Origin of the sequence: Pseudomonas promysalinigenes, from assembly GCF_014269025.2 — a bacterium.
In the GTDB taxonomy this organism is placed as follows: domain Bacteria; phylum Pseudomonadota; class Gammaproteobacteria; order Pseudomonadales; family Pseudomonadaceae; genus Aquipseudomonas; species Aquipseudomonas promysalinigenes.
The window spans coordinates 20,237-42,311 of sequence record NZ_CP077094.1 but is presented as its reverse complement, the minus strand read 5'-3'; the positions used below and the strand labels follow the sequence as shown (position 1 = coordinate 42,311).

The following is a 22,075-nucleotide window of genomic DNA, read 5'->3' as shown; positions in this document are numbered from 1 at the left end:
GCCAATGCGCTCCAAGACTATCTCGCCAAGGGGGAGTTTCGCCATGCGTGCTCTATTGCTCACCGCCCCACTGCTGCTGATTAGCGCTTGCTCGACACTGCCGGACCCGGACCCTAACCTCGCCTGGGTCGACCTTACCCCATACGGCGAAACGTCCCTCGACGCAGCGCAGGTTGACCAGCGCGACTGGCCCGAAAGCCGCTACTTCGAGGTCCAACCCGGCAGCCACGAGCTGACCGTGCGTTACCAGTTTCCAGTAGCGCCGAGCAATATCGGCCCGGTCGAGGAGCCTTTGTGGCGTGATTGCCAGGTCAAACTGACGTTCAAGGATTTCAGTGCAGGCCAGCGCTACCAGTTACAAGCCGGCAGCATTGGCTTTCGCCCCTGGATCAAGCTCTATGACCACCAGCAGAAACTGGTGAGCCAAGGCCTGCCAGCCGGTTGCCAACGCACCTGAAGTGCACGAACGGCGCTATGCTTGTAACTGAGTATTGCCAGTGGAGTGTTGCCATGCGCCAGCCCATGATGCTGATTGCCCTGACTGCATTGGGAGCCTGCGCCAGCCCCTTGCCGCCGGCCGATCCCAAGCAGGCCTGGATCGAGCTCTATACCATGACACCCGGCCGAGTCATCATGGCCGACCGCCTCGACGGCCAACGCCTTGACGATGGCCGCTTCTTTCAGGTGTCGCCTGGCAAGCACGAACTGGTTGTGCGCTTCGATTACGAGATATATGCCGGTGGCACGATGACCCAACCCAGGGATCGGACGTGCTATCTGACTGTGCGTTATGACGACTTCAAGGCCGGCCAGCGTTATCGCCTCGAAGCCCGCGCACCGGTAATGGAGCCGCAGGTGCTGCTGTACGATGCTAGCCGCAAGGTACTGGTCGACGAACCGAGCGACGTATTCTGCATCCCATAAAAACTGGGGCCGCGTTGCGGCCCCAGCTATTTATCGATCATTTTTCTGGTAAATGATCTTTTTCGTACCGCCCTGGCATGTGCCAACGATCATGTTCGGATCCTTGACCTCACTGTTGGGTACGATCTCCAGGGTGTAGGACGTCACGCCCTGGGCCTGGATTTTGGCTTCGATTTCGTTCTTGAGTTCTTCGCACGGTTTTACCGCCGCCAATGCAGAAGTGGCCAAAAGCGAAGCCAATAGGGCGATTGCTACGCGAATCATGGAACAGCTCCTGGCAAGGCAGCTGCGCTGCCGACGCTGTTTAGACTACAGCAAAGCGTCCCTGTTTCGCCGCTTCATGCCAGTGTGAACAGCCTGATGTGCAGCGTCATCGAGTAGCACGCATCACCCGGGCCTTATCCAACCAATGAAGCATCCAGGCTGATGTCGGCGTTCAGCACCTTGGACACCGGGCAACCCGCTTTGGCCTTGTTGGCAATTTCAAGGAACTGCTCCTGACTTGCCCCAGGTACCTTGGCCTTGAGAATCAGGTGAACGGCTGTAATGGCAAAGCCGTCTGACTGCTTGTCCAGGGTGACTTCGGCAATGGTATCGATACGCTCTGGAGTAAAGCCCGCTTCACCCAGCATCATCGACAGCGCCATCGAGAAGCAGCCTGCATGGGCCGCGCCGATGAGCTCTTCCGGGTTGGTGCCGGGCGACCCTTCGAAGCGGGTGTTGAATCCATACGGGTTCTGCTTGAGCGCCCCACTTTCGGTAGAAAGCAGGCCTTTGCCATCCTTCAGGCCACCTTGCCAAATCGCCGATGCTGTCTTTTTCATGATGCCTCCGGTTTCAAGGGTTATGTACCTACATCTACGAGGGTGCTGCCCGGCTGCAAGTTCAGCGCAATTGCCCAGCGAGCATTGATTCTGTCGAATCTGCCCATACAGAGTTCTTAGGGCCTTCGGGCCAACCACTATTGCGGAGGCTCCGATGACGCAGTTGCGTGACCTGAAAATTTCAACCCTCGACCTGGTGCCAGTGCGCGCCGACCAAGGCCCGGCGCAAGCACTGCACAATTCTCTGGACCTTGCCCGCCATGTTGAAAAGTTCGGCTACAACCGTTTCTGGGTAGCCGAACATCACAACATGGACGGCATCGCCAGTTCGGCCACTTCGGTTTTGCTTGGCTACTTGGCAGGCGGCACATCGACCATTCGCGTCGGTTCAGGCGGGATCATGCTGCCCAACCACGCGCCGCTTGTAATCGCCGAGCAGTTCGGTACCTTGGCCAGCCTGTATCCAGGGCGGATCGACCTTGGCCTGGGCCGCGCGCCGGGTTCCGATCAGATGACCGCCTATGCCCTGCGCCGTGACCGCGCAGGAAGCGCCGACGACTTCCCCGATGACGTCGAAGAGCTGTCACGCTATCTGGGCCCGCGTACCGATGATCAGAAAGTGATCGCTGTACCGGGGCATGACACCGAGGTGCCCATGTGGCTGCTAGGCTCCAGCCTGTTCAGCGCACAATTGGCCGGCATGCGCGGCATGCCCTACGCCTTCGCCTCGCACTTCGCGCCACGCTACATGCATGAGGCGATCCGCATTTATCGCGACCACTTCAAGCCATCGACAACGCTGGCCAAGCCCTATGTGATGCTGGGCATTCCGATGGTAGTGGCGCAGACTGACGAGAAGGCAGAACACCTGGCTACCTCGGTGTACCAACGCATCCTGGCGTTGATCCGTGGCCAGAGCCTGATGCAAAAGCCGCCTGTGCCGAGCATGGATGGCCTGTGGCTGCCCCATGAACGCGATGCCGTGGGGAGCTTCCTGGGCCTTGCGATGATCGGCAGCCCGCAGAAAGTCAGAGCCAAGGTAGAGGTACTGCTAGAGCAGACGGGCGCGGACGAGCTGATCTTCACCTGTGATCTGTACGAACATGCAGACCGTGTTCGGTCCTATGAGCTGCTAGCGCAAGCGCTCAAGGCGCAGTGACGCTCTTCGCGGGTGGCCCCGCGAAGAAGGCCCGCATCAATTACGGCGGTAGACAATTTCCTTACTACCGCCTTCGCAGCTGCCAATCACTTTGCCATTGACCTCACCCTTCTGCACGACCTCCAGGGTGTAGCCTTGAACACCCTTGGCGTCGAGCTTTTGGGCAATCTCAGCCTTGAGCTCTTCACAGGGTTTACCAGCCGCCATCGTACCGCTCGCCACTGCCATCAAGCCTACCGCAAACATCAGTTTCTTCATCGATTGCATTCCTTGTACAGATGAGAAAGCTTGAAGAACGCCGCTTGGGCGCTCTCCAGAGTTATAACGCCATCACGCCCGGCTGTGCCAGAGCGGTCATGTTTCAGCTATTGGCGATACGGAAGCCGACTTTCAGCGTGACCTGAAAATGCTCAACCTTGTTGTCGCGGATATGGCCACGGGTTTCGACGACCTCGAACCACTCCATATGCTTGATGCTCTTGCCGGCTTCGGCCAGGGCATTGTTGATCGCGTCTTCGATGCTGGTCTGGGACGAACCTACCAGCTCGGTCTTTTTGTAGGTGTGATGATCGGACATGGCACTCTCCTTGGGGGACGGTGAAATTCAGCCTAGCAGCGCAGGCCTGGTTTACCTGCGAGCGGTGACTGCTCGCTAAAGTTCGATCGCACTTTCCCCAAGCCCAGTAGTCGCATTTCTTAGAGCCCATACTGCGAAGGAGAGTCAACATGCACCGCAACTCGCTGCGTAAAAAATCCCTGGAGAGCATGGAAGCGGAGATCGAAAGCCTCCTGAAAAGTCTGGAGAGCCTGAAGCACGACGCCTCTGAGGAAACCCAAAAATCAGTGAAGGCAATGCGCAGCAGCGCTGAAAGTGCACTGCGCCATTCGCGCAGCCTGATCAGCGATGCTTATGAGGAGGTCAAGGAGCGTACCCGCCAGACCGGCATCGCAACCCGCGACTATGCCCAAGAGCACCCATACACCACCGCAGGCGTAGCCATCGGCGCACTGGGCCTGCTGGCGGCGTACCTGCTGTGCAAGCGCAACTAAGCGTTCTGCCTGGCAAGCTCGGCACGTAGCCACTGCGCCAATTGCTCGGCGCGCCCGTCAGCGGCGCGCCTGGGCACCCACAACGCCAGCGCGGCAGGGGTTGGCGAAAAGCCCCAAGGTGCGCTCAGGCGCCCCGCTTGCAGGTCATCAGCGACCAATGGCTGCGGCGCTATCGCCACGCCCAAGCCGGCAACCGCGGCTTCGAGCAAGTAATACAGATGCTCGAACCCCTGGCCGTAATTCAAAGCCTCAGCCCCCAGCCCCTGATCAGCTGCCCATGTCGGCCACGCCTGTGGTCTGGAGGTGGTATGCAGCAAGGCCTCACTGAGCAGCGCCTCGGCAGGCGCAGCGCGCAGGCGCTCAAAACCAGTAAAGTGCGGGCTCAGTACCGGGCCTATGCGCTCCTGAACGAGCACATGAACTTGCATATCTGCCGGCCATGGCGGTTCGGCATATACCAAAAGCGCATCAAGACCGGGCCGACGTGGATCCAGATCGCCTTCACCCGCCGAAAGGTGCAAGCGTAATTCAGGCAACTCAGCGTTCAACCGCCCCAAGCGGGGTATGAACCAGCGGGCCAGAAGGCTGCCGGAGCAACCCAAAACGAACGGTGCCTGGCTTAGATCGCGATTCAACTGCGCACACACACTGCGCAGCCGGTCGAACGCCTCCGCGCTGGCGTCTCGCAGACGCAACCCGGCATCTGTGAGTTTGATGCCCCGCCCGTCCTTGACGAACAGGGCCACGCCCAAATGCTCTTCAAGCACTTTGATCTGCCGGCTCACGGCCCCATGAGTAACATGCAGCGCTTCGGCCGCCTGGCTGACGCTGTTGAGCCTGGCAGTGGCTTCGAAAGCCCTGAGGGCGTTGAGGGGAGGGAGGTCGTGGGCCATGATACCTGTGAGTTTTCCTGACAAGTTTGCGCAATCTTATCGGTTTTCAACCGGGCTTGGCGTGGTTAGAGTAAAGCCCATCACTCATTCATCACGCCTTGGAGCGCCCCATGACCCAGTCCCAATACCGTCCCGGCCCCGACGCCAACGGCCTGTTCGGCTCGTTCGGCGGCCGCTATGTGGCTGAAACCCTGATGCCACTGGTGCTGGACTTGGCCCGCGAATACGAAGCAGCCAAGGCCGACCCTAAGTTCCTCGAAGACCTGGCGTACTTTCAGCGCGACTACATTGGCCGCCCGAACCCTTTGTACTTCGCTGAGCGCCTGACCGAGCACTGCGGCGGCGCCAAGATTTTCTTCAAACGTGAAGAGCTCAACCACACCGGCGCGCACAAGGTGAACAATTGCATTGGCCAGGTGCTGTTGGCCAAACGCATGGGCAAAAAGCGCCTGATCGCCGAAACCGGCGCCGGCATGCACGGCGTGGCGACGGCCACCGTGGCCGCGCGTTTTGGCCTGCCTTGTGTGATTTACATGGGTGCCACCGACATCGAGCGCCAGCAGGCCAACGTGTTCCGCATGAAGCTGCTGGGTGCCGAAATCGTGCCAGTGACCGCCGGCACCGGTACTCTCAAGGACGCCATGAACGAGGCGTTGCGTGACTGGGTCACCAATGTCGACGACACCTTCTACCTGATCGGCACCGTAGCCGGCCCGCACCCGTATCCGGCCATGGTCCGCGACTTCCAGTCGATCATCGGCAAGGAAACCCGCGCCCAGTTGCAAGAAAAGGAAGGTCGCCTGCCAGATAGCCTGATCGCCTGTGTTGGCGGCGGCTCCAATGCCATGGGCCTGTTCCATGAATTCCTTGAAGAGCCAAGCGTGCAGATCATCGGCGTGGAAGCTGGCGGCCACGGTGTCGATACCGACAAACACGCAGCCAGCCTCAACGGCGGCGTCCCAGGCGTATTGCACGGCAACCGTACCTACCTGTTGCAGGACAACGACGGCCAGATCACCGACGCCCACTCGATTTCCGCCGGCCTCGACTACCCAGGCATTGGCCCTGAGCACGCCTACCTGCACGAAGTAAAGCGCGTGGAATACGTCAGCATCACCGACGACGAAGCGCTGGATGCATTCCACGCCACCTGCCGTCTGGAAGGCATCATTCCAGCGCTGGAAAGCGCCCACGCCCTGGCCGAAGCCATCAAGCGGGCACCCGGCCTGCCTAAGGACCACCTGATGGTGATCTGCCTGTCCGGCCGCGGCGACAAAGACATGCAAACCGTGATGAACCACATGGCAGCCCAGGAGAAACAGGCATGAGCCGTCTTGAACAACGCTTCGCCGAACTGAAGGCCGAAGGCCGCTCCGCGCTGGTCACCTTCGTCACGGCTGGCGACCCTGGCTACGCGGCATCGCTGCAGATCCTCAAAGGCCTGCCGGCAGCCGGCGCCGACGTCATCGAACTGGGCATGCCGTTCACCGACCCCATGGCCGACGGCGTTGCCATCCAGCTTGCCACCCTGCGTGCTCTGGAAGCTGGCCAAACCCTGGCCAAAACCCTGCAGATGGTTCGCGAATTCCGTGTGGATAACCACACCACACCTATCGTGCTGATGGGTTACTACAACCCCATTCACCGCTTCGGTGTGGATAACTTCGTCGCCCAAGCCAGAGAAGCGGGTGTCGATGGCTTGATCATCGTCGACCTGCCACCTGAGCACGACGCCGAATTGGCCACGCCGGCCCAGGCTGCCGGCATCGATTTCATCCGCCTGACCACCCCGACCACCGATGACGCGCGTCTGCCGCGGGTACTGGAGCGCAGCTCCGGGTTCGTCTACTACGTCTCGGTGGCCGGTGTAACGGGTGCAGGCTCGGCCACCACTGAGCACGTGACCGAGGCCATCGCCCGCCTGCGTCGGCATACCGACCTGCCGATCAGTGTCGGTTTCGGGATCCGTACGCCAGAGCAGGCTGCTGCAATCGCACGTCTGGCCGATGGTGTGGTGGTAGGTTCGGCGCTGGTCGACAAGATTGCCCAGACCAAAGACGCCGATCAGGCAGTGAGTGATGTACTGAGCCTTTGCTCGGCACTGGCCGAAGGCGTGCGCGGCGCACGCCGCTAAATCGCGCTGGCTGCTTCACGGGTTCACCTGCGAAGCAGCCAGCGAGGTTACGCAGGTTAACTCGCCAACAACTCTGCACAAGCTAACCCCCGAATATCGAGAGATTCAAAGGCCGCACGGCCCCCATCCAAATTGCATGATCGCGATGATCGGCCAGCTCATCGCCAGTCAGCGGATGCAGAAATACCACAAGCCCCTTGCGATACAGCGCCAGCCAGGGCAACACGACGCCCACGAATTCCGGCTCGAAAGCCAGCTGGCAGCTCCAGTCCGGGTGCGGCCCGACCGGTTTCTGATGCATGCGCCCCATGCTCACGGGAAACAGCCGCGCTGCCTCTTCGCACAGCTCACGTGCCTGCTCGAAGGTGGACGCATCGTAGTAGATATGGGCGTGATAGCCCTTGATTCTTTGCACGTTGACTCCTGAAAACCCTGCAATCAGCCAGTGCGCTCATGCTCCAGCCAGTCGACGAAACGCTCGATCAATACCCCGCGCCGTTTACGCGGCGGCAATACCACATGATAGCCCCGCCGCGACTTCAGGCTGCCCTCCATAGGCCGGCATAGCAAACCCTGATCCACCAAGCCATCGACCAAGTGCCGCCAACCGATGGCTACTCCTTGGCCCGCAATCGCCGCCTGGATCAGCAGCGTGTAGTTATCGAAACGCAATTGGCCGGGCGGTGGTGCCGCCTCGACGCCCAGCCCACGAAAGACGCCGGCCCAGTCGAACCAGCGGCTGGCCTGTTCACCTTTCAAATGCAGCAGCGGCAGCCGTTGCAAAGCCGCGGCTGACAAGGGTTTGCCATGAATCAGCCGAGGGCTGCAAACCGGGAATACCTCTTCGTCGAACAGCCAGCGGCTCTCACCTTGGTGAAAGCGCCCATCGCCGAACAGTATCGCCACATCGATATCCGGGCGCAGCATCCCCTGGCTGCGCTCACCGGTCACCAAGCTCACGTCCACCTGTGGATAAGCCTCGTGAAAGCGCTGCAGCCGGGGCATCAGCCAGAAAGCCGCAAAAGCGAAGTCAGTGGCTACCTGAAGCACCTCGCGCTGCCCGCGACCGCTGGCCTGGGCGATGCCATCCTCCATGGCCTGTAAGCCTTGGTGGACCTGCTCGAACAGCATCTGACCGGCTTCGGTCAGCTCGATACCCCGGTAAATGCGATCGAACAGGCGCGTGCCCAGTTGTTCTTCCAGCCGCTTTATCTGCTGGCTCACAGCCGGTTGGGTAGTGCCTAGGGCCAGGGCGGCGGCGGTGAAACTGCGCAAGCGTGCGGCAGCCTCAAATACCCGCAGGGAATCCAGCGACAGTTCAGCAAGGCGCTCAAACATAAGTGTGGCTAATCCCAGTCATTGCCCGCCATGGGCTTTACCCAAATTACTCACAGTCGCATCGTGATAGGCAAGCGTTTCGCATAATTCTCTACGATGGGAGCCTTCATGACACGCCCGAATATCCTGTTCATCATGGCCGACCAGATGGCCGCCCCGTTACTGCCGATCTATGGCCCTTCAGCCATCCAGATGCCGCACCTGACCCGCCTGGCCCAAGATGCGGTGGTGTTCGATTCGGCGTATTGCAACAGCCCGTTGTGCGCGCCATCGCGCTTCACGCTGGTCAGCGGCCAGCTGCCCAGCCGCATTGGTGCCTACGACAACGCGGCCGACTTCCCCGCCGACGTGCCGACCTATGCGCACTACCTGCGCCGCTTAGGCTATCGCACAGCCCTGTCGGGCAAGATGCACTTCTGCGGGCCGGACCAGTTGCATGGTTACGAGGAACGTCTGACCAGCGATATCTATCCAGCCGACTATGGCTGGGCGGTGAACTGGGATGAGCCTGATGTGCGCCCAACTTGGTACCACAACATGTCTTCGGTGCTCCAGGCCGGGCCGTGCGTGCGCACCAATCAGCTGGATTTCGACGAGGAAGTGCTGTTCAAGGCCCGCCAGTATCTGTATGACCATGTGCGCGAGAATGATGGCCGTCCGTTCTGCCTGACGGTATCGATGACCCATCCACATGATCCATACACCATCCCCAAGCGCTATTGGGATCGCTACGCAGATGTGGATATCCCCATGCCCCGCGCGGAGTTCAATCAGGAGGCACTTGACCCTCATTCTCAGCGCCTGCTCAAGGTCTATGACCTCTGGAACAAACCACTGCCTGTGGAAAAGATTCGCGATGCTCGGCGTGCCTACTTCGGCGCTTGCAGCTACATCGATGACAATATCGGCCAACTGCTGCAAACGCTGGAAGAGTGCGACCTTGCCGAGGACACCCTGATCGTCTTCTCGGGTGACCATGGCGATATGCTTGGCGAGCGTGGGCTCTGGTACAAGATGCACTGGTTCGAGATGTCGGCCCGCGTTCCGCTACTGGTACACGCGCCGAAACGCTTTGCCGCCCGCCGCGTCAGCGCCTCGGTTTCGACCTGCGACCTGCTGCCAACCTTGGTCGAACTGGCGGGTGGCGCTGTGGATAACCAACTGCACTTGGACGGCCGCTCATTGCTTGGTCATCTTCAAGGGCACGGCGGCCACGACGAGGTGATCGGTGAATACATGGCCGAAGGTACCGTCGGCCCGCTGATGATGATCCGCCGGGGGCCCCATAAATTCGTGTACAGCGAAGACGACCCCTGCCTACTCTATGACCTGAGCCGCGACCCGCACGAACGGGAGAACCTCACCGGTAGCCCTGACCACCAGGCACTGCTGCAGGCATTCGTCGATGAAGCACGCCAACGCTGGGATATCGCTACCCTGCGCCAACAAGTGCTGGCCAGCCAACGCCGCCGCCGCCTGGTGGCCGAGGCGCTGGCCATCGGCAAGCTGAACAGTTGGGACCATCAACCCTGGGTGGACGCCAGCCAACAGTACATGCGCAACCATATCGATCTCGATGACCTCGAGCGCAAGGCACGTTATCCACAGCCCGCCCCCATGGATTGAACACAGAGGCCGCCATGCACAAGATCGCTACCGCCGTATTCGCACTAGCCCTGACCACCACAGCGGCCCAAGCCGCTGACCCCGACGCGCAATGCAGCGCGGTCAAACTGGCCGACCCCGGCTGGAGCGACATCGCTTCGACCAACGCCGTGGCTCGCCTGCTGTTGGAAGGCCTGGGTTACCAGGTGAAGATCGACAGCCTGGCCGTCCCGATCATCTATGGCGGCCTCAAGGATGGCCGTGTCGACGCTTTCCTGGGCAACTGGATGCCGGCACAGCAGGGCTTTCACGACAAGTTCATCGCCAATGGTGATGTGCAGCGACTGTCGCGCAACCTGGAGGGCACAGAGTTCACTCTGGCAGTGCCGGACTACGTGTGGAATGCCGGGGTGAAAGATTTCGCCGATCTGCAAAAGCACGCCGACCAGTTCGACAAGAAGCTCTATGGCATCGGCTCTGGCGCGCCGGCGAACCTGTCACTCAAGGAAATCATCGACAAGAACGAATTCGATCTGGGCCAATGGAAGCTGGTGGAGTCCAGCGAACAGGCAATGCTGGCCCAAGTAGACCGGGCTGTGAAAAAACAAAAGTTCATCGCCTTCCTTGGCTGGACCCCGCATCCGATGAACGTAAAGCTCAAGATGCATTACCTGACGGGCGGCGAGAAGTGGTTCGGCAGCAAGGGCGAGGTGTTTACCCTGACCCGCAAGGGTTATTCACAGGCCTGCCCGAACGCGGCCAAAGTGCTGGCGAATCTGAGCTTCACCCTGGACATGGAGAACGCCATCATGGCCGAGGTGGTGGACAAGAAAATCAGCTTCGATGAAGCGGCCAAGGCTTGGGTGAAGCAGCACCCCGAACGGTTGCAAGGGTGGTTATCGGGGGTGACCACCAAAGCCGATGGCAATGCCCTGGAGGCTGTAAAAGCCAAGCTGTGACCCACCCCAGGTATCCCTTCGTGGGGGCGGGTTTACCCGCGAACACCGGCGCAAACGGTGCTAATTACCGCGCTGGACACAGCGTCGGGGAATCTGCCCCTCATGGATTATGTAAAGCCCGGAACTGTCAGCCGCGAGCGAGTTGCCGGCGGAGCTCTGCAAGGACCGGCGCCGTATCCGGTCGCACGCCACGCCAGATAAAGAACGCTTCAGCCGCCTGCTCGGCCAGCATGCCCAAACCATCCAGAACCTTGGCGGCCCCCAACGTCGCGGCCCATTGGCAGAAGGGGGTCGGCTCTTTGCCATACATCATGTCGTAGCACACCGTGCGGCCCGCCTCGACGAGGCTGTCGGCGATCGGCGGCAATTCACCAGCCAGGCTAGCCGAGGTGGCATTGATGATCACATCCACCGGCTCCTGCAACCAGGCAAATCCGCTGGCCGCCACCGGGCCCAGTTCATCGAACTCCCGCGCCAGCTGCTCGGCCTTCTCGACCGTACGGTTGGCAATCACCAACGACTGCGGCTGATGGGCCAGGATAGGTTCGAGTACGCCGCGTACGGCGCCGCCAGCACCCAGAATGAGGATACGCTTGCCGGCCAACTCCACCCCTGCGTTCACCGTCAGATCGCGCACCAGCCCAGCACCGTCGGTATTGTCGCCTTGCAGCGTGCCATCAGGCAGCTTGCTCAGTGTGTTCACGGCACCTGCGCGCTGGGCACGAGGGGTGAGGCTGTCGCACAGGCGGTAGGCTTCTTCCTTGAACGGCACGGTCACATTGGCGCCACTGCCTTGCTTGAAGAAGCCACGTGCGCAATCGCTGAATTCGTCCAGTGGCGCCAGCAGCGTGGCGTATTCCAGGTCCTGCCCGGTCTGTTCGGCGAACAGGCGGTGAATCAACGGCGACTTGCTATGACCGATGGGGTTACCGAAGACAACATACTGGTCCATTTCGATTCCTTGTTTATCTACAGGCTTACTGGCCAAGCCAGTCGCGGTCCTGAAGGAAGTAGTCAGTCAGGCGTGCCTCCTCAGTGCCCGGCGCCGCCTTCCAGTCGTAGCCCCAGCGCACCTGCGGCGGTAGCGACATCAAAATGGATTCGGTGCGCCCACCTGACTGCAGGCCGAACAAGGTGCCACGGTCGTAAACCAGGTTGAATTCCACATAGCGCCCACGGCGGTACTCCTGGAACTCGCGCTGCTGGGGCGTGAAGGGCGTGTGCTTGCGGCGCTGAACGATCGGCAGGTAGGCCTCGACATAGGCATCGCCAATGGCACGCAGGAAAGCGAAACAGGTATCGAAGTCCCATTCGTTGAGGTCATCGAAGAACAGCCCGCCGATACCACGTGGCTCGCCACGGTGTTTGATGTGGAAGTAGCGGTCGCACCAGGCCTTGTAACGCGGGTATACATCAGCACCGAATGGCGCACAGGCTTGTTCGGCAACGCGGTGCCAATGAATGCAGTCCTCGTCATGGCCGTAGTACGGGGTGAGATCGAAACCGCCGCCAAACCACCAGACCGCTTCTTCACCTTCCTTTTCGGCAATGAAAAAACGTACGTTGGCGTGAGACGTCGGCACATGAGGGTTATGCGGGTGAATCACCAATGACACACCCAGGGCCTCGAAACCCCGGCCCGCCAGCTCGGGGCGGTGGGCGCTGGCTGAAGGCGGCAAGCCTGCGCCGAACACATGGGAAAAATTGACCCCACCTTTTTCGATCAACTTGCCGTCACCGATCACCCGCGTGCGACCGCCGCCCCCAGCTTCGCGCACCCAGGCATCCTCGACGAAGCGGGCGCCGCCGTCTTCGGCTTCGAGGGCAGAGCAGATGCGGTCTTGCAGATCGAGCAGGTAGGCTTTCACGGCCTCGGTGCGGCTAGTCATCAGGTCACCAGGAACGGGCAGGGAAGAATTCGCCGCGTAGCATACCACCCCCGGCGCGCCCGCCGCAGTTGACGGCGGTCAAGCAAAGGCGTCCGATAGAAGGCCTTTCCCCGTTCCCGACAACAGGAGTGCGAGATGGCCAAGCGTATTCAGTTCAGCCAGCATGGCGGCCCAGAGGTGTTGCAGCTTGTGGAGTTCGAACCTGCTGCACCGGGGCCCCAGCAGGTACGCGTGCGTAACCATGCGATCGGCCTGAACTTCATCGACACGTATTTTCGCAGCGGGCTGTACTCCCCGCCGTCCCTTCCCAGCGGCGTGGGCACCGAGGCCGCTGGTGTCGTCGAGGCCGTGGGCGAGGGCGTGACCCGGCTGAATGTTGGTGACCGGGTGGCCTATGGCACTGGCCCCCTTGGCGCTTACAGCGAGGTACATACCTTGCCGGAAGCCAACCTGGTCAAGCTGCCCGACGATATCAGCTTCGAGCAGGCGGCAGCGGTGATGCTCAAGGGGCTGACCGTGCAGTACCTGCTGAAACAGACCTATGAGGTCAAACCGGGTGACGTGATCCTGTTCCACGCCGCAGCAGGCGGTGTGGGTTCCCTGGCGTGCCAGTGGGCCAAGGCCCTGGGCGCCAAGCTGATCGGTACCGTGAGCTCTGCCGAGAAGGCCGAGCGGGCCAAGGCGCTGGGGGCATGGGAAACCATCGATTACAGCCGTGAAGACGTGGCCAAACGCGTGCTGGAGCTGACCAATGGCAAAAAGTGCCCGGTGGTTTACGACGGCGTCGGCGCCGACACCTGGCTGACCTCGCTGGACTGCCTGCAACCTCGCGGGCTGATGGTGAGCTTCGGCAATGCTTCAGGCGCGGTGAGCGGCGTGAACCTGGGCATCCTGTCGCAGAAAGGCTCGCTGTATGTCACCCGGCCGACCCTGGCGACCTATGCAAACAATGCCGAGAACACCCAGGCGATGGCCGATGACCTGTTTGCGATGATCGGCAGTGGCAAGCTGGTTGTGGATATTCAGCAGCGGTATGCGCTGAGCGAGGCGGCCAAGGCGCAGGAGGCGCTGTCGGCCCGTAGGACGGTGGGGTCTACGGTTTTGTTGCCTTGAGAGGGTGAGACTGAGGTAGGGCTGTCAGGCGCTAAAACCCAAAGGCAGGCACCTGTCAGCCCTCTGATCTTACTTTTCAGCCTCTGCGGCCGCGTGCAGTCTAACCGCCACAGTCTCAGCCCGGCCGAACGACCTCACCCGTCACCAAATCTCGAATCACACTGGGATTCTTGCGCCCACCCAGCGCCCCACCCAGTACCAGGTCGAGCTGGCCATGGAAGTACTGCTCCACCCGCAACCGGCTCTTCGCCGCCGGGCGCCCGCCCGGGTTGCATGAAGTGGAAATCAGCGGCCCCACCAGCGCACACAGCTCGCGCACCTGAGGATGATCGCTCACCCGCAGCGCCACAGTATCGTGCTGCCCGGTCACCCACTCAGGCAAGAGATCCTGGTGCGGTACCAGCCAGGTGTTCGGGCCGGGCCAGGTGCTGCTCATGCGGTCGATCCAGTCCTCGGGGAAGTCCTCGAACAGAAAGTCGAACTGGCGGATGTTGTCGGCGATCAGGATCAGGCCTTTATCCACAGGTCGGGATTTAAGCGCCAGCAGACGATATACCGCGTCCTCGTTCCACGGGTCGCAGCCCAGGCCCCAGACCGCTTCCGTAGGGTAGGCGATGACTGCGCCCGCCCTGATCTCACGTGCGGCTTGTTGCACACGAAAACTGCTCACCATTTTGCGTTTCTCCGCCTTGTTGACCTTGCCTGCGCGCAGTGTACTTAGCCGGCGCGGGCAAACCAACGCCCGCCGACATTGCTGACCCGGCCTTCAAGTTCCAGCTCGGTCAACTGCGCCAGCACCTCGGCCAGCGACTGTTCAGTGAAGTGGGCCAGGTTCTCGCTAGTCTGTGGCGCAGCATGGAGCAGGGCAAGCAGCGGGTGAAGTGGCTTTTGCACCACAGCGGGGGGCAGGTTCTGCCAGCCGCGCAGGCTTTCAAGGATCTGGTCTACGCTCTCCACCAGCAATGCGCCGTCGCGAATCAACTGATGGCAGCCCTTGGCCGCAGGGTGGTGGATGGAACCTGGTACTGCGTAAACCTCACGGCCCTGCTCGGCGGCCAGACGAGCGGTAATCAACGAGCCACTGGCCAGGCTCGCCTCGACCACCAGCACACCAAGCGACAAACCACTGATGATTCTATTGCGCCGCGGGAAGTTGCCAGGCAGCGGCCCGGCATCGAGTGGGTACTCGGAAACCAGCGTGTTGCCGCTATCGATCATCATCCGCGCAAGGTCGCGATGGCGCTGTGGATAAAATTTTTGCAAGCCGGTGCCTAGCACACCAATGGTGCCTCCACCGACCTCCAGTGCCGCCCGATGAGCGGCACCATCTATACCCAGGGCAAGGCCGCTGGTAATGGTGAAACCTGCTTGCGCCAGGTAGCGCGAGAACGCCCTGGCGGTGTCCAGTGCCGGTGGGGTTGCGCGCCTGCTGCCCACGATTGCGACCTGCGGCCGGTCGAGCAGTGCAGGGTCGCCCGCCACGAACAACAAGGGCGGCGCATCGTCGATTTCATTCAGTAAAGCAGGGTAGCCAGGGCCGTCCCACATCAGTAAATGCTGGCCAGGCCGCTCTAGCCAGGCCATGGCAGCCAGCGCGCCATCGCGCACTTCTGGGCTGCGCCGCGCATCGATGGTGGCTTGACCAACACCCAGCGCGCGCCAGGCAGAGCCCGGCGCACTGAGTGCGGATGATGCGCTGCCAAAGGCCTGGATAAGGGTTCGAAAGCGTCGCAACCCCGTCTCAGGCAAGCGATGCAAGCGTAGTCGGGCTTCCAGTTCTGCAGGCGCACAAGACGACGAATGGTCGTTCAACATACTGATCATCCTTGATCGATACAGGGCCATCTACGTGGCACAACCTGTGGATAAGTGTGTGAGTAACTGTTTGAAAAGCTGTCCATGATTTGCCGGCTATCAGGCCTATAGAGACCGTAGACGAGCTTTCGCAGGTGCTGAAATCAGCGTTTGCCTTTATTATGTGTGTTCAGTTTTCAACCGACAGACAGTGACTGCCTGACCTTATGGCCATCTTGAACATTCTCGAATTCCCCGACCCGCGCCTGCGCACCATTGCCAAACCGGTAACGGTGTTCGACGACGCTCTGCGTCAGCTGATCGACGACATGTTTGAAACCATGTACGAAGCCCCTGGCATCGGCTTGGCCGCGACCCAGGTCAACGTGCACCAGCAAGTCGTGGTCATGGACCTGAGCGAAGACCGCAGTGAACCGCGTGTCTTCATCAACCCAACGGTCGAAGAGCTCACCCACGATATGGGCCAGTATCAGGAAGGCTGCCTTTCGGTACCGGGCTTCTACGAAAACGTCGACCGCCCGCTGCGGGTACGGGTCAAGGCCCAGGATCGCGACGGCAAGCCATACGAGCTGGAATGCGAAGGCTTGCTGGCAGTGTGCGTGCAGCATGAGTTCGATCACCTCAATGGCAAGCTGTTCGTCGACTACCTGTCACAGCTCAAGCGCGACCGGATCAAGAAAAAGCTGGAAAAACAGCACCGTCAGCAAGCCTGATCCCGACCTTCCAGAAGGCTTGCTCCGGCAAGCCTTCTTCTTTTTGCAAGCGAGAACTCCATGCGCATCGTCTTTGCAGGCACTCCAGAGTTTGCCGCCGAACACCTCAAGGCCCTGCTCGACAGCCCCTACCAGATCGTGGCTGTTTATACCCAGCCCGACCGCCCTGCCGGCCGCGGCCAGAAGCTCATGCCGAGTGCGGTCAAAGCTTTGGCTTTGGCCCATGACATCCCAGTGTTGCAGCCGCAGACCCTGCGCAACCCCGAGGCCCAGGCCGAGCTCGCCGCGCTCGAGCCCGACCTGATGGTGGTAGTTGCCTACGGCTTGATTCTGCCGCAGGCAGTGCTCGACATCCCGCGCCTGGGTTGCATCAACAGCCACGCCTCGCTGCTGCCACGTTGGCGCGGCGCGGCACCGATCCAGCGCGCCGTGGAAGCGGGCGATGCTCAGAGCGGCGTGACGGTGATGCGCATGGAGGCCGGCCTGGACACCGGGCCAATGCTGCTAAAAGTGACCACCCCGATCAGCGCTGACGATACCGGCGGCAGCTTGCACGATCGTCTGGCTCAGATGGGCCCGGCGGCTGTGATCCAGGCCGTCGCCGGGCTGGCAGATGGTTCATTGCAAGGTGAAGCTCAGGACGATGCCATGGCCACCTATGCACACAAGTTGAACAAGGACGAAGCACGCATCGACTGGAGCCGCCCGGCCGTCGAGCTTGAGCGCCTGATCCGCGCTTTCAACCCTTGGCCGGTGTGCCACAGCACGCTCGACGGCGAGAGCGTCAAAGTTCTAGCCGCCAGCTTGTGCACCGGTATGGGTGCGCCGGGTGAAATCATCTCCGCCAGCAAGGATGGCCTGGTAGTCGCCTGTGGTGATCAGGCGTTGAGCCTGACCCGGCTGCAACTGCCAGGTGGCAAGGCGCTGAACTTCAGTGACCTGTTCAACAGCCGTCGCGAGAAGTTCGCCGCCGGCAAGGTACTTGGCCAATGAACCCGCGCTTGGCTGCCGCCCGTGCCCTCGCAGCTGTACTTAGCGGCAAGGCTTCGCTCAACAGTTCGCTGCCCGGGCAACTGGAGAAGGTCGACGAGCGCGACCGTGGCCTGACCCAAGACTTGGCGTTCGGCACCGCCCGCTGGCAGCCACGCCTGGACCTGCTGGCAGCACAATTGCTGCAGAAGCCGTTCAAAGCCGCCGATGCCGACGTGCAGGCGCTGCTGTTGGTCGGCCTGTACCAGTTGTTCTATTCCCGCATCCCAGCCCATGCAGCGATTGGCGAGACCGTCGGCTGCGCCGACAAGCTCAAGAAACCTTGGGCCAAGGGCCTGCTCAATGCGGTATTGCGCCGCGCCCAGCGCGAAGGCCAAGCACTGCTTGCCAGCATGGAACGCGACCCAGTGGTGCGCACCGCTCACCCACGCTGGTTGCAAAAATCGCTCAAGGCGTTCTGGCCAGAGCAATGGGAAGCCATCTGCGCCGCCAACAATGCTCACCCGCCAATGATCCTGCGAGTCAACCGCCGCCACCATAGCCGCGAAGCTTACCTGGCGTTACTGACGGCAGCAGGCATTGGCGCCAGCGCCTGCCAGTACAGCCGTGACGGTATCGTACTGGCCCAAGCCTGCGACGTGCGCAGCCTGCCTGGTTTCGCCGAGGGCTGGGTGAGTGTCCAGGATGAAGCCGCGCAACTGGCAGCTGACTTGCTCGAACTGGCACCTGGGCAGCGTGTGCTGGATGCCTGCTGCGCCCCCGGCGGCAAAACCTGCCACCTGCTGGAAGCCGAAGCTGGCCTGGGCCAGGTGGTGGCCATCGACCTTGAGGCCAAACGCCTGGCCCGCGTGCGTGAGAACCTTGACCGCCTACAGCTCGATGCCGAGCTGATTGCCTGCGATGCCCGCGAAACCGCCAGCTGGTGGGACGGCAAGCCGTTCCAGCGGATTCTGCTCGATGCGCCATGCTCGGCCACCGGGGTGATCCGCCGCCACCCGGACATCAAGCTGACGCGCCAGGCCGAGGACATCCCGGCGTTGGCCACGCTGCAAGGCGAACTGCTCGATGCGTTGTGGCCGACCCTGGAGGTGGGCGGCATGCTGCTGTACGCGACCTGCTCGAGCCTGCCGACCGAGAACACCGAGGTGATCGAAGCCTTCCTTGCCCGCACCCCGGGCGCCCGCGAGCTGGACCTGGCCACCGCGGCCGGCCTGCGCCAGCCCCATGGCCGCCAGTTGCTGGCCCAGGAAGGCGGCCATGACGGGTTCTATTATGCCAAGCTGATCAAGATCGCCGCCTCGCGCGGTTAAGCACACAGGGTAGGGAGTAGCGGATGAAGATCATCATCCTCGGTGCAGGGCAGGTAGGCGGTACGCTGGCCGAACACCTGGCCAGCGAAGCCAACGATATCACCGTGGTCGATACCGATGGCGACCGCCTGCGCGACCTCGGCGACCGCCTGGACATCCGTACCGTACAGGGCCGCGGTTCGCTGCCCACGGTGCTGCGCCAGGCCGGTGCCGACGATGCCGACATGCTAATTGCGGTGACCAACAGCGACGAAACCAACATGGTCGCCTGCCAGGTGGCCTATACGCTGTTCCACACCCCGACCAAGATCGCCCGAGTGCGCGAGTCAGCCTACCTCACCCGTGAGGAGCTGTTCGACAATGACCATATTCCGGTCGACGTGCTGATCAGCCCTGAGCAGGTAGTGACCAACTATATCAAGCGCCTGATCGAGCACCCAGGCGCCCTGCAGGTGATCGACTTTGCCGGTGGCAAAGCGCAACTGATGGCAGTGAAGGCCTATTACGGCGGCCCATTGGTGGGCCAGCAACTGCGTCAGATCCGCGCCCACATGCCCAATGTGGATACGCGCGTTGCGGCCATCTTCCGCCGCGACCGCCCAATTACACCACGCGGCGATACGGTGATCGAAGCCGATGACGAAGTGTTCTTCATCGCCGCAAAGAAGGACATCCGCGCCGTAATGGGCGAACTGCGCCGCCTCGATGAAACCAACAAACGCGTGGTCATCGCCGGCGGAGGGCAAATCGGCGAGCGCTTGGCCGAGGCCATCGAAAGCCGCTACCAAGTGAAGATCATCGAAATGAGCCAAGCTCGTTGCCGTTATCTTTCCGACACCTTGGAAAGCACCGTGGTGTTGCAGGGCAGTGCTTCGGACAAGGACCTGATGCTCGAAGAGAACATCGCCGACGCCGATATATTTCTGGCCCTGACCAACGACGACGAGGCCAACATCATGTCCTCGCTGCTGGCCAAGCGCCTGGGCGCACGCAAGGTGATGACCATCATCAACAACCCGGCCTATGTCGACCTCGTGCAGGGCGGTGAGATCGACATCGCCATCAGCCCGCAGCTGGCCACCATTGGTACATTGCTTGCCCACGTGCGGCGCGGCGATATCGTCAGTGTGCACTCGCTACGCCGCGGTGCGGCCGAGGCTATCGAGGCGGTGGCCCATGGTGACGCCAAGTCGAGCAAAGTGGTTGGTAAAGCCATCGAACACATTACCTTGCCACCGGGCACCACCATCGGCGCGATCATCCGCGACGAGCACGTGTTGATCGCCCACGACGATACCGTTATCGAGTCAGGCGACCATGTGATTCTGTTCGTTGTGGATAAAAAGCATATTCGGGATGTGGAAAAGCTGTTCCACGTTGGCTTGAGTTTCTTCTAGGGGGCAAGCATGCGCGAATCGCTGGAGAAGATGCTGACCAAGGGTGTGGATAACCCGCTGCTGCGATTCGGCCTGGGTAAAGCCTGGCTGGATGAGGGCAATGGCGCCCAGGCGGCGCTGCACTTGGCATGCTGCGTGGCGCAGGACCCGAAGTACTCGGCTGCTTGGAAGCTGCTAGGCAAAGCCCACCAGTTGCAAGGGGACCTGCCTGCTGCGCGCAAAGCCTGGGAGGACGGCATCCTCGCGGCCCAGGCCCATGGCGATAAGCAGGCCGAGAAAGAGATGGCTGTGTTCCTGAAGAAGCTCAACAAAACGTCTGGTTGAAGCGCGTCGGTAGCAGCGGGTTCACCCGCGATGCGTCGGTAAAGCCAACATCGCATTCGCAGGTAAATCCGCTTGCACAAACGCTTAATACCAGCGCGGCTCGCCTGCCGGGCGCTTCTTGAAGCGCTTCATGCTCCACATGTACTGGCTGGGATACTCGCGCACGTAACGCTCGACGACTTTGCTCATGGCTGCCGCCGATACGTTGACGTCGGTGCTGTACATCTCAGGCGGTGCCGCTTCGAGGAACACCTTGAAACCTGAGCCGTCCGGCAGGCGCAGCGCGTGCAGGAATACCCCCACCGCCTTACCACCGGCCAGCATGTTCGGCACGAACTTGCTGGTCAGCGCCTGAGTGCCCAGGAACGGCACGAACACTCCGGCTGATTCCGCCGGCTCTGGGTCGGCAGGGATACCGACCTGCCCGCCGCGCCGAACTTCCTTGATCACGCTCAGGATGCCTTCCTTGGTCGACGGTGCCACGCGGTTGCCCATCTGCACCCGCTGTTCACGCAACAGGTCATCCACTGCCTTGAGCTTGGGCGGGCGGTAGAAGATGATCGGTTTGCACTGGTTGCAGTAGAAGTGGTTGAGCACTTCCCAGTTGCCCAGGTGGCTGGTAATGCCGACCACACCCTTGCCCGAGGCCAGGGCCTGCTCCAGCACCTCCAGGCCATGCACTTCCTTGACCAGTGCCAGCGAACGCTGCGGCGGCCAGATCCAGGCACAGGCACTCTCGACGAAAGACTTGCCGATGTCCTTCAGCGCCCGGCCAACCAGCTGTTCGCGTTGCGCCGGTTCCATTTCCGGAAAGCACTTGGCCAGGTTGATGCGCACGACGTTGCGCGAACCGTTGGGAACTTTCCACATCAGCCAGCCGATGCCGGCGCCCACACGCTGCACAGCGCCCCAGGGCAGCTTGGCAAACAGACGCAGCACCCCGACCATCAGGGCGCCCTTGAACTTTTCCACAGGCAATTCCTTATTTCAGCAAGGCGCGCATTGTAACCCCTCAGCGCACCAAGGCGGCGTAGCGATCGCAATCGGTGGTGTGGTCCATGACCATGCCGGTGGCCTGCATGAAGGCATAGCAGATGGTCGGGCCAACGAAGGTGAAGCCAGCTTTCTGCAACGCCTTGCTCATGGCCTTGGCTTGGTCGGTAACGGCCGGCACATCACTACGGGCCTGAAAGTGGTTGATCTTCGGCTCGCCACCGACAAACGACCAGAGCCACTGCGCAGGGTTATCCACAGCCAGCCAGGCCTGGGCGTTGCGCCGGGCAGCTTTGAGCTTGAGGCGGTTGCGGATGATGCCCGCATCCAGCATCAGCTCCTCGATGCGTTCATCGCTCATGGCGGCCAGTTTCACCGGATCGAAGCCGTACATCACCTGGCGATAACGCTCGCGTTTGCGCAGAACGGTGATCCATGAAAGCCCTGCCTGGAACCCTTCGAGCAAAAGCATCTCGAACAGCAACGCCGGGTCACGCTGGGGCGTCCCCCACTCCTGGTCGTGGTAGGCCTGGTACAACGGATCGTCGGTACACCAAAAGCAGCGTGGCATAAGGCTCCAATGAGTAGAGGGCGAAGCGAATCAGGTTATACTCCCGCTCTTTACATCCGCATCCCCAGATACAG

The 22,075-nt window shown here is 61.3% G+C and carries 27 protein-coding genes; 14 read left to right on the top strand and 13 right to left on the bottom strand.

Going from position 1 to position 22,075, the window contains the following annotated elements:
* The first annotated feature begins 43 nt into the window (after positions 1 to 43).
* Positions 44 to 457, top strand: coding sequence for a PA0061/PA0062 family lipoprotein (locus HU725_RS00215; RefSeq protein ID WP_186476085.1), 414 nt, complete (start codon positions 44 to 46; stop codon positions 455 to 457).
* A 53-nt stretch (positions 458 to 510) separates the two neighbouring features.
* On the top strand, positions 511 to 924 hold the full coding sequence (locus tag HU725_RS00210) for a PA0061/PA0062 family lipoprotein (RefSeq protein ID WP_060479068.1): 414 nt from the start codon (positions 511 to 513) through the stop codon (positions 922 to 924).
* A gap of 30 nt (positions 925 to 954) precedes the next feature.
* Here HU725_RS00210 and HU725_RS00205 read toward each other — a convergent pair whose 3' ends face one another.
* Both HU725_RS00205 and HU725_RS00200 read right to left on the bottom strand, forming a co-directional pair.
* Positions 955 to 1,188: a DUF1161 domain-containing protein gene (locus HU725_RS00205; protein WP_060479069.1), complete on the bottom strand. Its 234-nt coding sequence runs from the start codon at positions 1,186 to 1,188 to the stop codon at positions 955 to 957.
* 134 nt (positions 1,189 to 1,322) lie between these two features.
* Entirely contained in the window at positions 1,323 to 1,748 is a 426-nt protein-coding gene (locus HU725_RS00200) for an OsmC family protein (RefSeq protein WP_186476086.1), read from the bottom strand.
* A 154-nt stretch (positions 1,749 to 1,902) separates the two neighbouring features.
* On the opposite strand from HU725_RS00200, the gene HU725_RS00195 reads away from it, so the two are divergent.
* Complete coding sequence (locus HU725_RS00195; protein ID WP_186476087.1) at positions 1,903 to 2,907, top strand: LLM class flavin-dependent oxidoreductase; 1,005 nt, start codon at positions 1,903 to 1,905, stop codon at positions 2,905 to 2,907.
* A 36-nt stretch (positions 2,908 to 2,943) separates the two neighbouring features.
* Here the strand turns inward: HU725_RS00195 and HU725_RS00190 are convergent, their stop codons facing one another.
* Both HU725_RS00190 and HU725_RS00185 read right to left on the bottom strand, forming a co-directional pair.
* Positions 2,944 to 3,165: a DUF1161 domain-containing protein gene (locus HU725_RS00190; protein ID WP_186476088.1), complete on the bottom strand. Its 222-nt coding sequence runs from the start codon at positions 3,163 to 3,165 to the stop codon at positions 2,944 to 2,946.
* A gap of 103 nt (positions 3,166 to 3,268) precedes the next feature.
* Positions 3,269 to 3,484 carry a dodecin gene (locus HU725_RS00185; protein ID WP_060479073.1) on the bottom strand — a complete coding sequence of 72 codons (216 nt, stop codon included), beginning with the start codon at positions 3,482 to 3,484 and terminating at the stop codon, positions 3,269 to 3,271.
* 149 nt (positions 3,485 to 3,633) lie between these two features.
* On the opposite strand from HU725_RS00185, the gene HU725_RS00180 reads away from it, so the two are divergent.
* Entirely contained in the window at positions 3,634 to 3,957 is a 324-nt protein-coding gene (locus tag HU725_RS00180; protein ID WP_060479074.1) for an ElaB/YgaM/YqjD family protein, read from the top strand.
* Here the strand turns inward: HU725_RS00180 and HU725_RS00175 are convergent.
* Positions 3,954 to 4,850, bottom strand: coding sequence for a LysR family transcriptional regulator (locus HU725_RS00175; protein ID WP_186476089.1), 897 nt, complete (start codon positions 4,848 to 4,850; stop codon positions 3,954 to 3,956). The genes HU725_RS00180 and HU725_RS00175 overlap by 4 nt on opposite strands.
* Positions 4,851 to 4,960: 110 nt before the next feature.
* Here HU725_RS00175 and trpB point away from each other — a divergent pair, with 110 nt between their 5' ends.
* The gene (gene trpB / locus HU725_RS00170) at positions 4,961 to 6,178 is read left to right on the top strand and encodes a tryptophan synthase subunit beta (protein ID WP_186476090.1); all 1,218 of its coding nucleotides are present in this window, start codon (positions 4,961 to 4,963) and stop codon (positions 6,176 to 6,178) included.
* Positions 6,175 to 6,984, top strand: a complete 810-nt coding sequence (trpA, locus tag HU725_RS00165) for a tryptophan synthase subunit alpha (RefSeq protein WP_186476091.1) — start codon at positions 6,175 to 6,177, stop codon at positions 6,982 to 6,984. The genes trpB and trpA overlap by 4 nt, the downstream gene beginning before the upstream one ends.
* Before the next feature lie 82 nt (positions 6,985 to 7,066).
* On the opposite strand, the gene HU725_RS00160 is transcribed toward trpA, so the two are convergent.
* Together HU725_RS00160 and HU725_RS00155 are read right to left on the bottom strand one after the other, a co-directional pair.
* Positions 7,067 to 7,399, bottom strand: coding sequence for a DOPA 4,5-dioxygenase family protein (locus tag HU725_RS00160; RefSeq protein ID WP_186476092.1), 333 nt, complete (start codon positions 7,397 to 7,399; stop codon positions 7,067 to 7,069).
* 23 nt (positions 7,400 to 7,422) lie between these two features.
* Complete coding sequence (locus HU725_RS00155; protein WP_186476093.1) at positions 7,423 to 8,322, bottom strand: choline sulfate utilization transcriptional regulator; 900 nt, start codon at positions 8,320 to 8,322, stop codon at positions 7,423 to 7,425.
* Positions 8,323 to 8,430: 108 nt separating this feature from the next.
* On the opposite strand from HU725_RS00155, the gene betC reads away from it, so the two are divergent.
* The gene (betC, locus tag HU725_RS00150; protein WP_186476094.1) at positions 8,431 to 9,948 is read left to right on the top strand and encodes a choline-sulfatase; all 1,518 of its coding nucleotides are present in this window, start codon (positions 8,431 to 8,433) and stop codon (positions 9,946 to 9,948) included.
* A 14-nt stretch (positions 9,949 to 9,962) separates the two neighbouring features.
* On the top strand, positions 9,963 to 10,886 hold the full coding sequence (gene choX / locus HU725_RS00145; protein ID WP_186476095.1) for a choline ABC transporter substrate-binding protein: 924 nt from the start codon (positions 9,963 to 9,965) through the stop codon (positions 10,884 to 10,886).
* A gap of 127 nt (positions 10,887 to 11,013) precedes the next feature.
* Here the strand turns inward: choX and aroE are convergent, their stop codons facing one another.
* Positions 11,014 to 11,838, bottom strand: coding sequence for a shikimate dehydrogenase (gene aroE / locus HU725_RS00140; protein WP_186476096.1), 825 nt, complete (start codon positions 11,836 to 11,838; stop codon positions 11,014 to 11,016).
* Between the two features lie 25 nt (positions 11,839 to 11,863).
* Positions 11,864 to 12,775 (bottom strand): oxygen-dependent coproporphyrinogen oxidase, encoded by a 912-nt coding sequence (gene hemF, locus HU725_RS00135; RefSeq protein ID WP_060479083.1) that lies wholly within the window; start codon positions 12,773 to 12,775, stop codon positions 11,864 to 11,866.
* Positions 12,776 to 12,910: 135 nt separating this feature from the next.
* Between hemF and HU725_RS00130 the strand changes: the two genes are divergently transcribed.
* Positions 12,911 to 13,888: an NADPH:quinone reductase gene (locus tag HU725_RS00130; protein ID WP_186476097.1), complete on the top strand. Its 978-nt coding sequence runs from the start codon at positions 12,911 to 12,913 to the stop codon at positions 13,886 to 13,888.
* 115 nt (positions 13,889 to 14,003) lie between these two features.
* Here the strand turns inward: HU725_RS00130 and tsaC are convergent, their stop codons facing one another.
* Positions 14,004 to 14,561 carry an L-threonylcarbamoyladenylate synthase type 1 TsaC gene (gene tsaC / locus HU725_RS00125; RefSeq protein WP_060479098.1) on the bottom strand — a complete coding sequence of 186 codons (558 nt, stop codon included), beginning with the start codon at positions 14,559 to 14,561 and terminating at the stop codon, positions 14,004 to 14,006.
* A 44-nt stretch (positions 14,562 to 14,605) separates the two neighbouring features.
* Complete coding sequence (gene dprA, locus HU725_RS00120) at positions 14,606 to 15,703, bottom strand: DNA-processing protein DprA (protein ID WP_186476098.1); 1,098 nt, start codon at positions 15,701 to 15,703, stop codon at positions 14,606 to 14,608.
* A 206-nt stretch (positions 15,704 to 15,909) separates the two neighbouring features.
* Here dprA and def point away from each other — a divergent pair, with 206 nt between their 5' ends.
* The 5 genes from def to HU725_RS00095 are packed head-to-tail and all read left to right on the top strand — an operon-like array spanning position 15,910 to position 20,437.
* A complete protein-coding gene (gene def, locus HU725_RS00115; protein WP_003260000.1) occupies positions 15,910 to 16,416 on the top strand; it encodes a peptide deformylase in 507 nt (168 codons plus the stop codon).
* 60 nt (positions 16,417 to 16,476) lie between these two features.
* On the top strand, positions 16,477 to 17,409 hold the full coding sequence (gene fmt / locus HU725_RS00110) for a methionyl-tRNA formyltransferase (protein WP_186476099.1): 933 nt from the start codon (positions 16,477 to 16,479) through the stop codon (positions 17,407 to 17,409).
* A complete protein-coding gene (gene rsmB, locus HU725_RS00105) occupies positions 17,406 to 18,716 on the top strand; it encodes a 16S rRNA (cytosine(967)-C(5))-methyltransferase RsmB (protein WP_186476100.1) in 1,311 nt (436 codons plus the stop codon). The genes fmt and rsmB overlap by 4 nt, the downstream gene beginning before the upstream one ends.
* A gap of 23 nt (positions 18,717 to 18,739) precedes the next feature.
* On the top strand, positions 18,740 to 20,113 hold the full coding sequence (gene trkA, locus HU725_RS00100; RefSeq protein ID WP_060479088.1) for a Trk system potassium transporter TrkA: 1,374 nt from the start codon (positions 18,740 to 18,742) through the stop codon (positions 20,111 to 20,113).
* A gap of 9 nt (positions 20,114 to 20,122) precedes the next feature.
* Positions 20,123 to 20,437 (top strand): hypothetical protein, encoded by a 315-nt coding sequence (locus HU725_RS00095; protein ID WP_186476101.1) that lies wholly within the window; start codon positions 20,123 to 20,125, stop codon positions 20,435 to 20,437.
* An 84-nt stretch (positions 20,438 to 20,521) separates the two neighbouring features.
* Here the strand turns inward: HU725_RS00095 and HU725_RS00090 are convergent, their stop codons facing one another.
* Both HU725_RS00090 and HU725_RS00085 read right to left on the bottom strand, forming a co-directional pair.
* Positions 20,522 to 21,409: a lysophospholipid acyltransferase gene (locus HU725_RS00090; RefSeq protein ID WP_186476102.1), complete on the bottom strand. Its 888-nt coding sequence runs from the start codon at positions 21,407 to 21,409 to the stop codon at positions 20,522 to 20,524.
* A gap of 40 nt (positions 21,410 to 21,449) precedes the next feature.
* On the bottom strand, positions 21,450 to 22,001 hold the full coding sequence (locus HU725_RS00085; RefSeq protein ID WP_060479091.1) for a DNA-3-methyladenine glycosylase I: 552 nt from the start codon (positions 21,999 to 22,001) through the stop codon (positions 21,450 to 21,452).
* Between the last annotated feature and the right edge of the window lie 74 nt (positions 22,002 to 22,075).

Coding starts and splice junctions, on each gene's coding strand:
- choX (WP_186476095.1), top strand. CDS start 9,963: ATGCACAAGATCGCTACCGCCGTATTCGCACTAGCCCTGACCACCACA.
- HU725_RS00175 (WP_186476089.1), bottom strand. CDS start 4,850: ATGGCCCACGACCTCCCTCCCCTCAACGCCCTCAGGGCTTTCGAAGCC.
- HU725_RS00210 (WP_060479068.1), top strand. CDS start 511: ATGCGCCAGCCCATGATGCTGATTGCCCTGACTGCATTGGGAGCCTGC.
- dprA (WP_186476098.1), bottom strand. CDS start 15,703: ATGTTGAACGACCATTCGTCGTCTTGTGCGCCTGCAGAACTGGAAGCC.
- HU725_RS00130 (WP_186476097.1), top strand. CDS start 12,911: ATGGCCAAGCGTATTCAGTTCAGCCAGCATGGCGGCCCAGAGGTGTTG.
- trpA (WP_186476091.1), top strand. CDS start 6,175: ATGAGCCGTCTTGAACAACGCTTCGCCGAACTGAAGGCCGAAGGCCGC.
- HU725_RS00215 (WP_186476085.1), top strand. CDS start 44: ATGCGTGCTCTATTGCTCACCGCCCCACTGCTGCTGATTAGCGCTTGC.
- HU725_RS00085 (WP_060479091.1), bottom strand. CDS start 22,001: ATGCCACGCTGCTTTTGGTGTACCGACGATCCGTTGTACCAGGCCTAC.
- fmt (WP_186476099.1), top strand. CDS start 16,477: ATGCGCATCGTCTTTGCAGGCACTCCAGAGTTTGCCGCCGAACACCTC.
- rsmB (WP_186476100.1), top strand. CDS start 17,406: ATGAACCCGCGCTTGGCTGCCGCCCGTGCCCTCGCAGCTGTACTTAGC.
- HU725_RS00185 (WP_060479073.1), bottom strand. CDS start 3,484: ATGTCCGATCATCACACCTACAAAAAGACCGAGCTGGTAGGTTCGTCC.
- HU725_RS00205 (WP_060479069.1), bottom strand. CDS start 1,188: ATGATTCGCGTAGCAATCGCCCTATTGGCTTCGCTTTTGGCCACTTCT.
- HU725_RS00180 (WP_060479074.1), top strand. CDS start 3,634: ATGCACCGCAACTCGCTGCGTAAAAAATCCCTGGAGAGCATGGAAGCG.
- hemF (WP_060479083.1), bottom strand. CDS start 12,775: ATGACTAGCCGCACCGAGGCCGTGAAAGCCTACCTGCTCGATCTGCAA.
- aroE (WP_186476096.1), bottom strand. CDS start 11,838: ATGGACCAGTATGTTGTCTTCGGTAACCCCATCGGTCATAGCAAGTCG.
- HU725_RS00195 (WP_186476087.1), top strand. CDS start 1,903: ATGACGCAGTTGCGTGACCTGAAAATTTCAACCCTCGACCTGGTGCCA.
- def (WP_003260000.1), top strand. CDS start 15,910: ATGGCCATCTTGAACATTCTCGAATTCCCCGACCCGCGCCTGCGCACC.
- betC (WP_186476094.1), top strand. CDS start 8,431: ATGACACGCCCGAATATCCTGTTCATCATGGCCGACCAGATGGCCGCC.
- trkA (WP_060479088.1), top strand. CDS start 18,740: ATGAAGATCATCATCCTCGGTGCAGGGCAGGTAGGCGGTACGCTGGCC.
- HU725_RS00095 (WP_186476101.1), top strand. CDS start 20,123: ATGCGCGAATCGCTGGAGAAGATGCTGACCAAGGGTGTGGATAACCCG.
- tsaC (WP_060479098.1), bottom strand. CDS start 14,561: ATGGTGAGCAGTTTTCGTGTGCAACAAGCCGCACGTGAGATCAGGGCG.
- HU725_RS00190 (WP_186476088.1), bottom strand. CDS start 3,165: ATGAAGAAACTGATGTTTGCGGTAGGCTTGATGGCAGTGGCGAGCGGT.
- HU725_RS00155 (WP_186476093.1), bottom strand. CDS start 8,322: ATGTTTGAGCGCCTTGCTGAACTGTCGCTGGATTCCCTGCGGGTATTT.
- trpB (WP_186476090.1), top strand. CDS start 4,961: ATGACCCAGTCCCAATACCGTCCCGGCCCCGACGCCAACGGCCTGTTC.
- HU725_RS00200 (WP_186476086.1), bottom strand. CDS start 1,748: ATGAAAAAGACAGCATCGGCGATTTGGCAAGGTGGCCTGAAGGATGGC.